The organism is Brenneria izadpanahii, from assembly GCF_017569925.1.
Lineage (GTDB): Bacteria > Pseudomonadota > Gammaproteobacteria > Enterobacterales > Enterobacteriaceae > Brenneria > Brenneria izadpanahii.
In genome coordinates, this window is sequence record NZ_CP050854.1 from 2347980 (window position 1) to 2360848 (window position 12869).

Annotated in this window: 10 protein-coding genes, 1 tRNA gene, 2 other RNA genes and 1 riboswitch; of the genes, 6 read left to right on the forward strand and 7 right to left on the reverse strand. The window is 48.1% G+C overall.

Annotated features, from left to right (window positions below):
- Nucleotides 1-147 precede the first annotated feature (147 nt).
- Nucleotides 148-244, forward strand: a riboswitch (glycine riboswitch).
- Between the two features lie 21 nt (nucleotides 245-265).
- Complete coding sequence (locus HC231_RS10605) at nucleotides 266-886, forward strand: trimeric intracellular cation channel family protein (protein WP_208230940.1); 621 nt, start codon at nucleotides 266-268, stop codon at nucleotides 884-886.
- Nucleotides 887-977: 91 nt separating this feature from the next.
- On the opposite strand, the gene HC231_RS10610 is transcribed toward HC231_RS10605, so the two are convergent.
- The 5 genes from HC231_RS10610 to HC231_RS10630 form a co-directional block, all read right to left on the reverse strand.
- A non-coding RNA gene (locus HC231_RS10610) (RtT sRNA) lies at nucleotides 978-1106 on the reverse strand.
- Nucleotides 1107-1148: 42 nt separating this feature from the next.
- A non-coding RNA gene (locus HC231_RS10615) (RtT sRNA) lies at nucleotides 1149-1277 on the reverse strand.
- A gap of 41 nt (nucleotides 1278-1318) precedes the next feature.
- A tRNA-Tyr gene (locus tag HC231_RS10620) sits at nucleotides 1319-1403 on the reverse strand.
- A gap of 165 nt (nucleotides 1404-1568) precedes the next feature.
- Entirely contained in the window at nucleotides 1569-2417 is an 849-nt protein-coding gene (gene purU / locus HC231_RS10625) for a formyltetrahydrofolate deformylase (protein WP_208230941.1), read from the reverse strand.
- A 91-nt stretch (nucleotides 2418-2508) separates the two neighbouring features.
- Entirely contained in the window at nucleotides 2509-2976 is a 468-nt protein-coding gene (locus HC231_RS10630) for a YchJ family protein (protein ID WP_208230942.1), read from the reverse strand.
- Nucleotides 2977-3111: 135 nt separating this feature from the next.
- Here HC231_RS10630 and rssA point away from each other — a divergent pair, with 135 nt between their 5' ends.
- From rssA to galU, 3 genes are all read left to right on the forward strand, one after another.
- Nucleotides 3112-4011: a patatin-like phospholipase RssA gene (gene rssA / locus HC231_RS10635; protein ID WP_208230943.1), complete on the forward strand. Its 900-nt coding sequence runs from the start codon at nucleotides 3112-3114 to the stop codon at nucleotides 4009-4011.
- An 80-nt stretch (nucleotides 4012-4091) separates the two neighbouring features.
- On the forward strand, nucleotides 4092-5108 hold the full coding sequence (rssB, locus tag HC231_RS10640) for a two-component system response regulator RssB (protein ID WP_208230944.1): 1017 nt from the start codon (nucleotides 4092-4094) through the stop codon (nucleotides 5106-5108).
- 202 nt (nucleotides 5109-5310) lie between these two features.
- A complete protein-coding gene (galU, locus tag HC231_RS10645; RefSeq protein ID WP_208230945.1) occupies nucleotides 5311-6222 on the forward strand; it encodes a UTP--glucose-1-phosphate uridylyltransferase GalU in 912 nt (303 codons plus the stop codon).
- A 138-nt stretch (nucleotides 6223-6360) separates the two neighbouring features.
- On the opposite strand, the gene hns is transcribed toward galU, so the two are convergent.
- On the reverse strand, nucleotides 6361-6768 hold the full coding sequence (gene hns, locus HC231_RS10650; protein ID WP_208230946.1) for a histone-like nucleoid-structuring protein H-NS: 408 nt from the start codon (nucleotides 6766-6768) through the stop codon (nucleotides 6361-6363).
- A 387-nt stretch (nucleotides 6769-7155) separates the two neighbouring features.
- Between hns and HC231_RS10655 the strand changes: the two genes are divergently transcribed.
- Nucleotides 7156-7752 carry a thymidine kinase gene (locus HC231_RS10655; protein WP_208230947.1) on the forward strand — a complete coding sequence of 199 codons (597 nt, stop codon included), beginning with the start codon at nucleotides 7156-7158 and terminating at the stop codon, nucleotides 7750-7752.
- 740 nt (nucleotides 7753-8492) lie between these two features.
- Here HC231_RS10655 and adhE read toward each other — a convergent pair.
- Nucleotides 8493-11189 (reverse strand): bifunctional acetaldehyde-CoA/alcohol dehydrogenase, encoded by a 2697-nt coding sequence (adhE, locus tag HC231_RS10660; protein WP_208230948.1) that lies wholly within the window; start codon nucleotides 11187-11189, stop codon nucleotides 8493-8495.
- Nucleotides 11190-11739: 550 nt separating this feature from the next.
- On the opposite strand from adhE, the gene HC231_RS10665 reads away from it, so the two are divergent.
- Nucleotides 11740-12384 carry a YchE family NAAT transporter gene (locus tag HC231_RS10665; protein ID WP_208230949.1) on the forward strand — a complete coding sequence of 215 codons (645 nt, stop codon included), beginning with the start codon at nucleotides 11740-11742 and terminating at the stop codon, nucleotides 12382-12384.
- Nucleotides 12385-12869: the final 485 nt, after the last annotated feature.

Consider the following 12869-nt stretch of genomic DNA (forward strand, 5'->3'; position numbering starts at 1 on the left):
CGGGTAAATAAGACTCAATCATGATTAGTTGAACCATAAGCGCGGAGCCCGTATACTCCGCAACTCGCAGGAGAGAGCGCGTCAATTGACGCTCCGCCGAAGGCGCAAACTCCCATAATCGCTCAGGTCACCATACTGCGAATTTCATTCAAGCCAACTGGAGAGAGGTTGTTGCGACAACCCACCGAAGGGGCAAGCGCCGCGAACGGCGTAAACTCTCAGGTAAACGGACAGAGGGAGGGGCACATTTCACAGGAAATTTTTTGTGCTTACTTATATCTATCTGATCGCGATCACGGCGGAAGGCATGTCTGGCGCGCTGGCTGCAGGGCGGCGCAATATGGATATTTTCGGCGTGAGTATGATCGCCTTTATCACCGCGCTCGGCGGCGGTACGGTGCGCGATATTCTGCTTGGTCATTATCCCATCGGTTGGACTCAACATCCCGGCTATATTTACCTCACTATCGGCGCAGGTCTCTTCACTATCGTCATCGCCCGCGTGATGCATCATCTGCATCGCTTGTTTCTGGTGCTGGATGCCATGGGGCTGATTGCATTCACGATCATCGGCTGCAATGTCGCGCAAGGGCTGAATTACTCTATTACGATTGTCGTTATGGCGGGGATTGTGACGGGGATTTTTGGCGGCATTCTGCGGGATATATTCTGTAACCGAACCCCAATGGTTTTGAAAAAAGAGCTCTATGCCTGTGTGTCACTGCTGGTTGCGCTGCTTTATCTGGGGCTGAAGGCGTTGAATGTGGATCATGATATCAACCTGCTGGTTTCCTTCGGCATCGGTCTGTCCGTGCGTCTGGCCGCGATTCGCTGGTCATGGCAGCTTCCGGTTTTTTCTTATATGTCGGAAAGTTGGAAGGGCTAACCAGACGAACCTTGGTCGAAGGTTCTCACCTTCCCCCAACGGGGTTCTGGAAATATGGTATTGGAATTTGATTCAGAGAAGTAATTTGAAGTGGTGGTGGGGGAAGGATAACTCGCCGCTACGCGTCTCGCCCTGCGGGCCAACGCTGACGCGTTGTTCAAAACCTTCGGTTTTGTCGAACCTTGGTCGAAGGTTCTCACCTTCCCCCCAACGGGGTTCTGGAAATATGGTATTGGAATTTGATTCAGAGAAGTAATTGAAGTGGTGGTGGGGGAAGGATAACTCGCCGCTACGCGTCTCGCCCTGCGGGCCAACGCTGACGCGTTGTTCAAAACCTTCGGTTTTGTCGAACCTTGGTCGAAGGTTCTCACCTTCCCCCAACGGGGTTCTGGAAATATGGTATTGGAATTTGATTCAGAGAAGTAATTGAAGTGGTGGTGGGGGAAGGATTCGAACCTTCGAAGTCTGTGACGGCAGATTTACAGTCTGCTCCCTTTGGCCGCTCGGGAACCCCACCACTGGCCTTGCTGCAAAACGCTTTTGCTTCAAGCGGGGCGCATCATATCAAATGACGCGCCGCTGTAAAGCCTGATATATCAAAAATTAACGTGTTTGCCGATTTTTTATTCCAGATGGCGCATCCTTGTACATTTAACGTGTAAAGCGATGTCCGATCGGCAGATTAAAGAATAATGGTGCGATTTCCGTAGACAAAAACACGTTGTGCCAGCACCCGGTAAAGCGCGCGGCTTAACACATTTTTCTCAACGTCGCGTCCGGCGCGCATCATGTCATCCGCCGTATAGGTATGGTCGACGTTGATAACGTCCTGCATGATGATCGGGCCTTCGTCCAAACTGTCGTTCACGTAGTGAGCCGTAGCCCCGATGATTTTCACGCCTCGTTCATAGGCTTGATGGTACGGGCGGGCACCGATAAATGCCGGCAGGAATGAGTGGTGAATGTTGATAACCTGGTTCGGATAATGTTGAACAAATGCCGGTGTTAATACACGCATGTATTTCGCCAGAACAACAAAGTCAGGCTGATATTGATCGATCTGCGCGATCATGTGCTGATCGTGCTCTTCGCGGGTGAACCCTTCATGGCTGACCAGATGGAAGGGAATGTCAAACCGCTCGACCAGCGTGCGCAAAGTGTCGTGGTTGCCGATGACGGCGGCGATTTCGACATCCAGCCCGCCGTATGCGCTTTTCATCAATAAGTCGCCCAGGCAGTGAGCTTCTTTCGTTACCAGAATGACGATGCGGCGACGGCCGGAAGTCGTCAGTTCACGAGCAGAACCGGCAGGGAGCGCGCCGTCGAGATCGGCCAGCAAGGTGACATCATTAAATATCCCTTCCAGTTCGGTACGCATGAAAAAACGCCCGGTGCGGTGATCGACAAACTCATTGTTTTGCACGATGTTGAGCTCGTGCTTGTAACAAATATTAGTGATTTTTGCGATTAGCCCTTTAGCGTCGGGGCAAATGGTCCGTAATACTTTTCTTTGGGTATTTTGGGGTTGCATGGGTGTGTGGATCCTGTCCAAAACTTAATGGCGTATCTGTGTTTAGGGTTTAGGTTGAGCAGTGCCGGAATTCACCGCGTTTATGTCTGTTTTACTGTCCGCAACACTTTTTGTATTTTTTGCCGGAACCGCACGGACAGCGCTCATTTCTGCCGGTTTGCAGATGAATGCCGTCCGTATAGTACCAGCGATCGTGATGGCGAAGGAAGCGTGAGCGTTCTCGCATTAATCCAGCCTGTTGTTTATCGCTAGCGGACGTATAGCGGGCGGCGAATTCTACATAACCTTCGTCCGGCGTTTTACCCGGCGCGCTAGCCAATATGTTAAGCCCGAGCCAGAGCGTGTCCTGACAACTTTCCTGAATCGAACGCCGCCATTTTTCCGGCTGATGATCGGGGTGCCAGGTCGCTATCAGGTAGTCCACATCATGCTTAACGTAGGCCGTATAGCGGGAGCGCATCAGCGTAACAGGGTCGGCCGCCGCCGCATCATTGCTGAGATACGGCTGACAGCATGATCGGTATGGCAGACCGCTGTTACAGGGGCAAATTTCCGGCACGACATCTCCTGAAGAATATGTAATTAAAAAAAGTTGATAAATAATAGTGGGATCCTTATTCAGGATGCCGATATGTTACCTAATAATCTCTGGATGTAGCAATGTGCGCTAGAATGAAAGCACACGAGGTCAACCATGCGACAGAAAAAAGTTGGTCTGGCATTAAGTTCAGGGGCGGCCAAAGGATGGGCTCACATTGGCGTGATCAATGCGCTAACGGAGCTTGGCATTAAGATTGATGTCGTTGCGGGATGTTCCGTAGGGGCATTGGTAGGCGCCGCCTATGCGACGAATCGATTGGATGCCATGGAGCGTTGGGTCACTGGGTTTGGTTACTGGGACGTCATCCGTCAGATGGACCTTTCCTGGCAACGCGGCGGTTTGTTGCGTGGCGACAGAGTATTCAATAACGTAAAAAATCTGTTAAGAACAAAACAAATTGAAGATTGTGCGATTAAATACGGCGTGGTTGCGACGAATCTGAGTACAGGACGTGAGCTTTGGTTAACGACAGGGGATTTGCATCAATCGATTCGGGCTTCTTGCAGCATACCTGGTTTGTTATCCCCCGTTTGGTTTAATGGTTACTGGCTGGTTGACGGCGCGGTGGTAAATCCGGTGCCGATATCGTTGGCGCGGGCTATGGGCGCAGATGTTGTGATCGCGGTTGATTTGCAGCAGGATGCCAGCCTTAACCACCACGATTTGCTGTCGATTAAACCAACGACGCCAGAGCCGGAGACTGCGTCAAACTGGCGCAGGATGATTCGTAAACGTTTGGCGCGCGGACGACGCCAGTCGGCGGCGATCTCGCCAACAGCGATGGAGATTATGAGTACATCAATTCATATTCTTGAAAACAGATTGAAGATGACCCGGATGGCGGGAGACCCGCCTGACGTGCTCTTACAGCCTTCTTGTCCGCAAATAGCCACTCTGGATTTTCATCGGGCGCAGGAAGCGATCGAAGCCGGTCGACAGGCAGTGGAAAAAAAACGTGATGAATTGTTACCGCTGGTAAATAGTCCGCACTGAAAATTCAGAACACCGGAGTTAAACGAGCATTGCTGATAATGCGAATCTGAACATTAAGAGTTTGAAGTAAGGGGTAACTGATGGAACAACCATTAGCGGGTAAACGTGTGTTGATTATTGAGGATGAAGCTGTTTTCCGCTCCGTACTTTTCGGTTATCTGACTTCGCTCGGCGCTTCGGTTTTAGAGGCGGTACATGGTTTGGAAGCGTTAAGTATCCTGGAGCACCATTACCCGGATTTGATCATCTGCGATCTAAAAATGCCGATGATGGGCGGTATCGAGTTCCTTGAACGCCTGCGTTTGAAAGATAATCGTACCCCGATACTCGTGATCTCCGCGACCAGCCAGATGGCCGATGTCGCGAAGGTTCTGCGGCTGGGCGTTCAGGATGTGCTGCTGAAGCCTATTCGTGACTACGCGCGCTTGCGCGAGGCGGTCATGTCTTGTCTTTACCCGGATATGTTTACTTCGCCGGTGAATGAGATTGAACAATTAATGCAGGATATGGATTCCCTTAATCAATCTCCGGATGCGGTTGCAAAACTTTTAGCCCAATTACAACCGCCGGTTCAGCAAACGCTTGCGCGTTGCCGAATAAACTATCGCCAGTTAACGGTGGCCGAACAACCCGGCTTGGTTTTGGATATTGCGGCGCTGTCCGACGATGATTTGGCTTTTTATTGTCTTGATGTTACCCAGGCGGTAAACAATAACGGTACGCTGGCCGCGCTGTTGCTGCGTACATTATTTAACGGCGTACTTCAGGAACATATGGCGAATCAACAACATCGTCTGCCTCATTTACCGTTGTTATTAAAACAGGTCAATCAGCTATTGCGCCAGGCGAGTCTGGAAGGGCGTTTCCCTTTGTTGGTCGGTTATTATCATCGTGAATTAAAAAGGCTGATACTGATATCCGCCGGTTTGAATGCCACATTAAACGTTAATGAAAGCCAAATTGCTCTCAACAGCGGCGTGCCGTTAGGAACGCTTGATGAAGCCTACCTCAATCAGTTAAATCACGATTGCGATGCCTGGCAATGCCAGATATGGGGCGGCGGCGGGCGCTTACGGCTGATGCTTTCTACAGAATAGTCCGATAGGTGGGGTAATAGCCCTTGTCAGACCTTGTTCTCCTTCCGTTAGCATTTTTTATTCCCTACTATTAAGTCATATCCTAATTTTTAATTGGACTATGATGTTGGATAAGAGTAACCCGGTAAAACTGGTATACTCATCCGGTTTTTAGACCAGACAATTTAAGTTCGTTATTTGAACGATATATAAGAGGTTGTTTATGTCGATTGTGAATAAAAAAGTTAAAAAAGCGGTTATCCCGGTGGCCGGGTTGGGAACGCGTATGTTGCCAGCCACAAAAGCCATTCCAAAAGAGATGCTGCCGTTGGTTGATAAACCTCTAATCCAATATGTTGTCAATGAGTGTATTGCTGCGGGTATCAATGAAATAATCTTAGTTACGCACTCATCTAAGAATTCAATTGAGAACCATTTTGATACCAGTTTTGAGTTGGAAGCCATGCTTGAAAAGCGTGTTAAACGCCAACTGTTGAAAGAAGTACAATCTATTTGTCCAAAACATGTCACCATTATGCAGGTTCGTCAGGGGCTGGCGAAAGGGCTGGGCCACGCCGTATTGTGCGCTCATCCATTAGTTGGCGATGAGCCTGTCGCTGTTATTTTGCCGGATGTGATTATTGATGAATATAAATCAGATTTGACGAAAGATAACTTAAGCGAAATGCTGCGTCGTTTCTCCGAAACGGGTCATAGCCAGATTATGGTTGAACCTGTTGAAAATGTCAGCAGTTATGGGGTTGTCGATTGCAAAGGCGTGGAATTAAAACCAGGCGATAGCGCGCCAATGGTTGGGGTAGTAGAGAAGCCGAAAGCTTCCGAAGCGCCATCTAACTTAGCCGTTGTCGGTCGTTATGTTCTATCCGCTGATATTTGGTCTTTGCTGGAAAAAACGCCCCCAGGCGCCGGTAATGAAATCCAGTTAACGGACGCCATTGCGATGTTAATGGAAAAAGAAACGGTGGAAGCGTATCACTTAAAAGGCGTGAGTCATGACTGCGGCAACAAACTTGGCTATATGCAGGCCTTCGTGGAATATGGCATGCGCCATGAAAATTTAGGTTCTCAGCTTACCCATTGGCTGCAGGAAACTATTGAAGAAGAAGAAAATTAATATTTAGAAAAAAATGCTCTCTGTTTTATTACATAAGGCGGAGAGCACGGATTTTCACCGGTTTAGCGTTTATTTCCTCAAAAAAATACCCTTGATAAAAATCAAGGGTATTTTGCATTTAATTATTTAAAAAATAGATCAGAGAAGGAAATCGTCTAAAGATTTACCTTGTTCTTCGATCGCTTTTTTGATTACGGCAGGCGTGCGGCCCTGGCCAGTCCAGGTTTTTACTTCACCGTTTTCGTCAGTATATTGATATTTGGCAGGGCGGGCGGCGCGTTTGCTTTTACCTGCGGTTTTGACAGAACCTAAAGATTGCAATAGTTCATTCGGATCAATACCGTCGGCAATCAGCATATCGCGGTATTGTTGTAATTTACGCGCGCGTTCTTCAACTTCTGCCTGAACCTGGCTTTCTTCTTCGCGGCGTTCATTTACCACTACTTCCAGTTTTTCCAGCATTTCTTCCAAAGTATCCAGACTACATTCCCTAGCTTGGGCGCGCAGAGTACGGATGTTGTTTAGAATCTTTAGTGCTTCGCTCATTGTGATAATCTCAAATTTATATTATTGGTGGCGTGTAGGGAGATAATAGAGTGCTATTTTCTTTTCTGCAATAGTCAAATTTGTAAGTTTGTTAAAAATTCCCATTTTTAAAACAGATATCACAAGTCATGTTACATGAATATAAATACGGGCATCTCAATATGAAATACATTTAACCTATCATTTCTCCAGCATTGATGGGTTTGATAAGATATTGAGGCATAGCCAACGTTATAAGGAATGATTATATCCATATTGCATCATCAATAGATGAAACTTAGTGAGCTTGCACAAGTAATAGCCCGTTGCATGGCTTGTCGGAGAGTTGTTACAATAAAACTTTCCTATTACATACGTGATATAGCCTCTTTTTGGGAGCATCGGAGTATGGCTCAACTTTATTTTTATTATTCAGCAATGAATGCAGGGAAATCTACCGCGTTATTGCAATCATCATATAACTATCAAGAACGTGGTATGAGAACGGTGATTTTCACCGCAGAAATAGACAGCCGATATGGTTCCGGTGTAGTTAGTTCGCGTATCGGTCTTTCCGCGCCGGCGCTATTGTTTAATCCGCAGACGCCGTTATTTAGTTTGCTGGCTAAAGAACATCGCAGCCAGCCTATTCACTGCGTATTAATTGATGAGTGCCAATTCTTAACTCGTGAACAAGTCAGCGAACTTTCTGACGTAGTTGACCAATTAGATATCCCCGTATTGTGCTACGGTCTGCGCACGGACTTTCGCGGCGAATTGTTTTCGGGAAGTCACTATTTATTGGCCTGGGCGGATAAGCTGATTGAGCTTAAAACGGTGTGTCATTGCGGTCGAAAAGCGAACCGCGTATTACGATTGGACGCCCAGGGAAATCCTCTGCACGAAGGGGAGCAAGTGGTTATCGGCGGTAATGAAAACTATGTTTCCGTTTGCAGAAAACATTATAAATCGGCGCTCGGATTGATCAGACTTGAAGCCGAATAACAAGGCCGTAATAACTTTAATTACTTGCCGCCGTTGACGACAAACGCGTTTCTAACTCATTTATGCTATTACGATTATTCCGCGTGTGATATTGATTCGCTCCGTTTCCATTGAACAACGATACCCGGTCGCAAGAGGGCGGCGAGCGGACGAGTCGCCTGGCGTTTAGACGACGTAACCCTAGAATGGGCGGAGCGCAACGGATTCACAAAATAAGCCATTTACCGCGTGTGATTGTTAGCGGTGGAGTTATACCCTCCCATTAACGCAATTCAGCGCTGTAAACGGGCGCTGAAGCGCCAGAAATCAATCCGTGTTCTGAGATGCCGATATGTTCGGACCGCATCGCCGAGGATCGCGAAATCGTAAGTGATTCAGGCTGCGGAAAGAGGCGGTATCGTTGTGAATTGCCAGGGGCCAAAGCAAGCAGGCGGGTGACATATCAGTCGGGGGCATGTCTGAAAACGGCTTATAACCTCATCAATGCGAAAGGCCGATATAGGCTCCATTTACCTCAAGGCCGGCTCCTGGCGCCGCATGGCGTTTAAAGGGCCAGGGAAGGCCGTCAGGCGCGTTTTCTCGATGGATATAGGGTTCTCTTCTTCGTCACTCGGCGTAAGCTTGTCAAGCGCTGCATTAGATCGGGATAAAAAAATACCCTGACAGCTGAACTGACAGGGTATATGCGATGCTTGTCCGGGATAAACAGCCTCGGCAGAGGCTGTCATCTCAGGGAGGCATTAGTTAGTCACTTTCTTTGACTGCTTGACTGCTTTCGCGACGGGAGCAGGGGCAGCCGCTTCGGCAGTCGCTTCCTTCTTCTCGTCATTTTCGGTGTACTTACGTCCATAGTAAGTATCCAGCAGGATTTGTTTCAGTTCTGAAATCAGCGGATAACGCGGGTTAGCGCCGGTACACTGGTCATCGAACGCATCTTCAGACAGCTTATCCACTTTCGCCAGGAAATCAGCTTCCTGTACGCCAGCCTCACGGATAGAAGCAGGGATGCCCAAATCCGCCTTGATTTCTTCCAACCAGTTCAGCAATTTTTCAATTTTCTGCGCGGTGCGATCGCTTGGCGCAGTCAGACCCAGGTGATCCGCTACTTCGGCATAACGGCGGCGAGCCTGCGGACGGTCGTATTGGCTGAATGTCGTTTGCTTGGTCGGGTTATCGTTAGCGTTATAACGGATAACGTTTGAAATCAACATGGCGTTGGCCAGGCCGTGAGGAATGTGGAACTCGGAGCCCAGTTTATGCGCCATGGAGTGACAAACACCCAGGAAGGCGTTGGCAAACGCGATACCGGCGATGGTGGCGGCGTTGTGGACGCGTTCGCGAGCAACTGGGTTTTTCGCCCCTTCGTGGTAGCTGGCCGGCAGGTTTTCTTTCAGCAGTTTCACCGCCTGCAAAGCCTGACCGTCTGAGTATTCATTCGCCAGTACGGAAACATATGCTTCCAACGCGTGGGTCACGGCATCCAAACCACCGAATGCGCACAGTGATTTCGGCATATTCATAACCAGATTCGCATCAACAATCGCCATGTCCGGCGTTAATGCGTAATCGGCCAACGGATATTTCTGACCGGTTGCATCATCGGTTACTACGGCGAACGGCGTAACTTCAGAACCCGTACCGGAAGTCGTCGTAACGGCGATCATTTTCGCTTTCACGCCCATTTTCGGGAACTTGTAGATACGTTTACGGATATCCATGAAACGTAATGCCAGTTCTTCAAAGTGGGTTTCCGGATGTTCATACATTACCCACATGATCTTCGCGGCATCCATCGGGGAACCGCCGCCCAGCGCGATGATGATATCCGGCTTGAAGGAGTTCATCTGTTCCGCGCCTTTACGTACGATGCTCAGGGTCGGATCCGCTTCAACTTCGAAGAAGACTTCGGTTTCCAATCCGTGTTGTTTCAGTACGTCGGTGATTTGGTCTACATAACCGTTATTGAACAGGAAGCGGTCAGTAACGATGAATGCGCGTTTTGCTCCGTCGGAGGCGACCTCGCTAAGTGCTACGGGCAATGAACCGCGACGGAAATAGATTGATTTGGGAAGTTTATGCCACAACATATTTTCTGCTCGCTTAGCTACCGTTTTCCTGTTGATTAGGTGCTTAGGACCGACGTTTTCCGAGATGGAGTTGCCACCCCAGGAACCGCAGCCCAGCGTCAGTGATGGGGCGAGTTTGAAGTTATACAGGTCGCCGATACCGCCCTGTGAAGCAGGCGTGTTAATCAGGATACGGGAAGTTTTCATCATGTCGCCGAAGTGGGCTACACGTTCCGGTTGGTTATCCTGATCGGTATACAGACAAGAGGTGTGGCCGATACCGCCCATCGCCACCAGTTTTTCCGCCTTGATAACGGCGTCGTTGAAATCGGCGGCGCGGTACATTGCCAGCGTCGGCGACAGTTTTTCATGAGCGAACGGTTCGGATTCGTCGATATCGGTAACTTCGCCAATCAGCACTTTGGTATTGGCTGGTACGCTGATGCCGGCCAATTCTGCGATTTTCGCCGCAGGCTGACCAACGATGGCCGCATTTAATGCGCCGTTTTTCAGCAGAATGCCCTGAACGGCGTGAAGTTCTTTGCCTTTAAGCAGGTATGCGCCATGGGAAGCCAAACGTTCGCGAACCGCGTTATAAACGCTGTCAACGACAACAATGGACTGTTCGGACGCACAGATAACGCCGTTATCAAACGTTTTTGACATCAGGATTGACGCTACGGCGCGTTTAATGTCCGCCGTTTCATCAATAACGACCGGGGTATTACCCGCGCCCACGCCGATTGCCGGTTTACCGGAGCTGTATGCGGCTTTCACCATGCCCGGGCCGCCCGTGGCCAGGATCAGGTTGATGTCCGGGTGATGCATCAATTGGTTAGAGAGCTCAACGGACGGTTGATCAATCCAGCCGATAATATCTTTTGGCGCGCCGGCGGCAATGGCGGCCTGCAGCACGATATCGGCAGCTTTGTTGGTGGCGTTTTTTGCACGCGGGTGTGGAGAAAAGATAATACCGTTACGGGTTTTCAAGCTGATTAACGCTTTGAAAATCGCGGTGGACGTTGGGTTAGTGGTTGGAACAATACCGCAGATTAGGCCGATAGGCTCAGCGATGGTAATGGTACCGAACGTATCGTCGGTGGAGAGAACTCCGCAGGTTTTTTCATCCCGATAGGCGTTGTAAATGTATTCGGAAGCAAAGTGGTTTTTAATCACTTTATCTTCCACAATCCCCATGCCGGATTCAGCAACAGCCATCTTGGCCAGCGGGATCCGCGCATCCGAAGCCGCTAACGCCGCAGCCCGGAAGATTCTGTCGACTTGCTCTTGAGTATAATTGGCAAATTCACTCTGTGCCTTTTTTACTCTTTCGACCAGTGCGTTAAGTTCAGCAAGATTAGTTACGGCCATAATGCTCTCCTGATAATGTTAAACTCTTTCAGTCAATGGTCTGCTAAGTAGATGAGTATAGATAAATGAGCGAATGTTGCGTCTGAACTCAAGCCTTATCTACTTTTTCCCGTCACTGCATTAATTGACTCAAAGAGCTTACTTACAGTCATGCTACTGGTTATCTGCCGTATCACCTGGGAATCAACGTCCTCGCATCAAAAACATTTTGAGAACTCACTAAATCAAAGATGATTCCTTCGGCTTAACCGGATGACTAAGAGCATACCTGCTTATAGGCGGAGTTTTTGTGATCTCAATCTAGTTTTTTTGATGCTGACACCATTCAGCATCATCGTTTTTGAGAACTATTATCAATTATAAAGCCGGTGCCGGACGACATACCTCTTTTACATGTTGCTGTCAAACTTAAATTGATGATTTTTTATTCTACTCTGCCGGTAAAATGAGAAATAAAATCCTGCGTATGAGAATGGATAAAAATGGCTGATTACACTACATTAGCGCCAGTAGGACATTGGTGCGAACGGCAACCCATCCGGGGTGGTATGTGGTCCAATCACTGTTGAGTTTTTCAGACTATATCAAATTCTTCATCGGATTGTTTGCATTGATCAACCCGATAGGCATTCTTCCCGTCTTTATCAGCATGACCAACTACCTGGCGGTGGAAGGGCGCAATAAAACCAATCTGACGGCCAACTTTTCCGTTGTCGTGATCCTATGGACATCGCTGTTCTTCGGCGACAGTATCTTGCGATTGTTTGGCATTTCAATTGATTCATTCCGCATTGCCGGCGGCATCTTGGTCATGACGATAGCCATGTCAATGATCAGCGGTAAGCTGGGGGAAGACAAACAAAACAAGCAGGAGAAAACGGAAACCGCCAATCGAGAAAGTATCGGCGTGGTGCCGCTGGCGCTGCCGTTAATGGCCGGTCCTGGGGCAATCAGCTCCACGATTGTCTGGAGTTCTCGTTATCATGAGTGGCAGAACTTATTGGGTTTGGCGCTGGCTATCGCGCTGTTTGCGTTTTGTTGTTGGTTATTGTTCCGCGGCGCGCCGCTTTTAGTCAGAGTTCTCGGTCAGACTGGCATTAACGTGATTACGCGTATTATGGGGTTATTACTGATGTCGCTGGGTATTGAGTTTATTGTGACCGGCGTGAAAGCGCTCTTTCCCGGTTTATTATGACCTGGTAGCAAACGCTGAATTTTCCGGGAATATAAGATATTCCGATGAATTATCTGTTTGAAACAAACTGACACCGCAGTGAATTTCATCTCCTCCGTTCTTTTCTATTTTTCGCATAAACAATGCTTATTTATTAAGCGTGTTTTTAGTCTACTTTTTATATGCTAATTGTGACTGCGATCTCTTTCTTGCGCTTTTGATAGTGTACTGGCTTGTGAAATTAATAACATTTTATTGACTAATTCGTTGAGTATGTAACACATGTGAGCGGCCGTTATTTGTACAACCAAAGGCGGGCTTCGATGGGTATGCTGCTAACTGGTTATTTTAACTAAATTTTTCTTGCGTTATGTCTAAATGCTTTTAGATAATACCATTATTAATCAAATGGTTAATAGTGTGAGGCTTCTTTTTTTAGTGATGTTTCTAACGTTTACAAAAAATTATGCAGGATTAATTTTAAATATATTGGCGAATGAATTCTC

Excerpts from the sequence above, each read along its gene's own strand:
- hns (WP_208230946.1), bottom strand. The coding sequence starts at position 6,768 with ATGAGCGAAGCACTAAAGATTCTAAACAACATCCGTACTCTGCGCGCC.
- HC231_RS10655 (WP_208230947.1), top strand. The coding sequence starts at position 7,156 with ATGGCTCAACTTTATTTTTATTATTCAGCAATGAATGCAGGGAAATCT.
- purU (WP_208230941.1), bottom strand. The coding sequence starts at position 2,417 with ATGCAACCCCAAAATACCCAAAGAAAAGTATTACGGACCATTTGCCCC.
- rssB (WP_208230944.1), top strand. The coding sequence starts at position 4,092 with ATGGAACAACCATTAGCGGGTAAACGTGTGTTGATTATTGAGGATGAA.
- rssA (WP_208230943.1), top strand. The coding sequence starts at position 3,112 with ATGCGACAGAAAAAAGTTGGTCTGGCATTAAGTTCAGGGGCGGCCAAA.
- galU (WP_208230945.1), top strand. The coding sequence starts at position 5,311 with ATGTCGATTGTGAATAAAAAAGTTAAAAAAGCGGTTATCCCGGTGGCC.
- adhE (WP_208230948.1), bottom strand. The coding sequence starts at position 11,189 with ATGGCCGTAACTAATCTTGCTGAACTTAACGCACTGGTCGAAAGAGTA.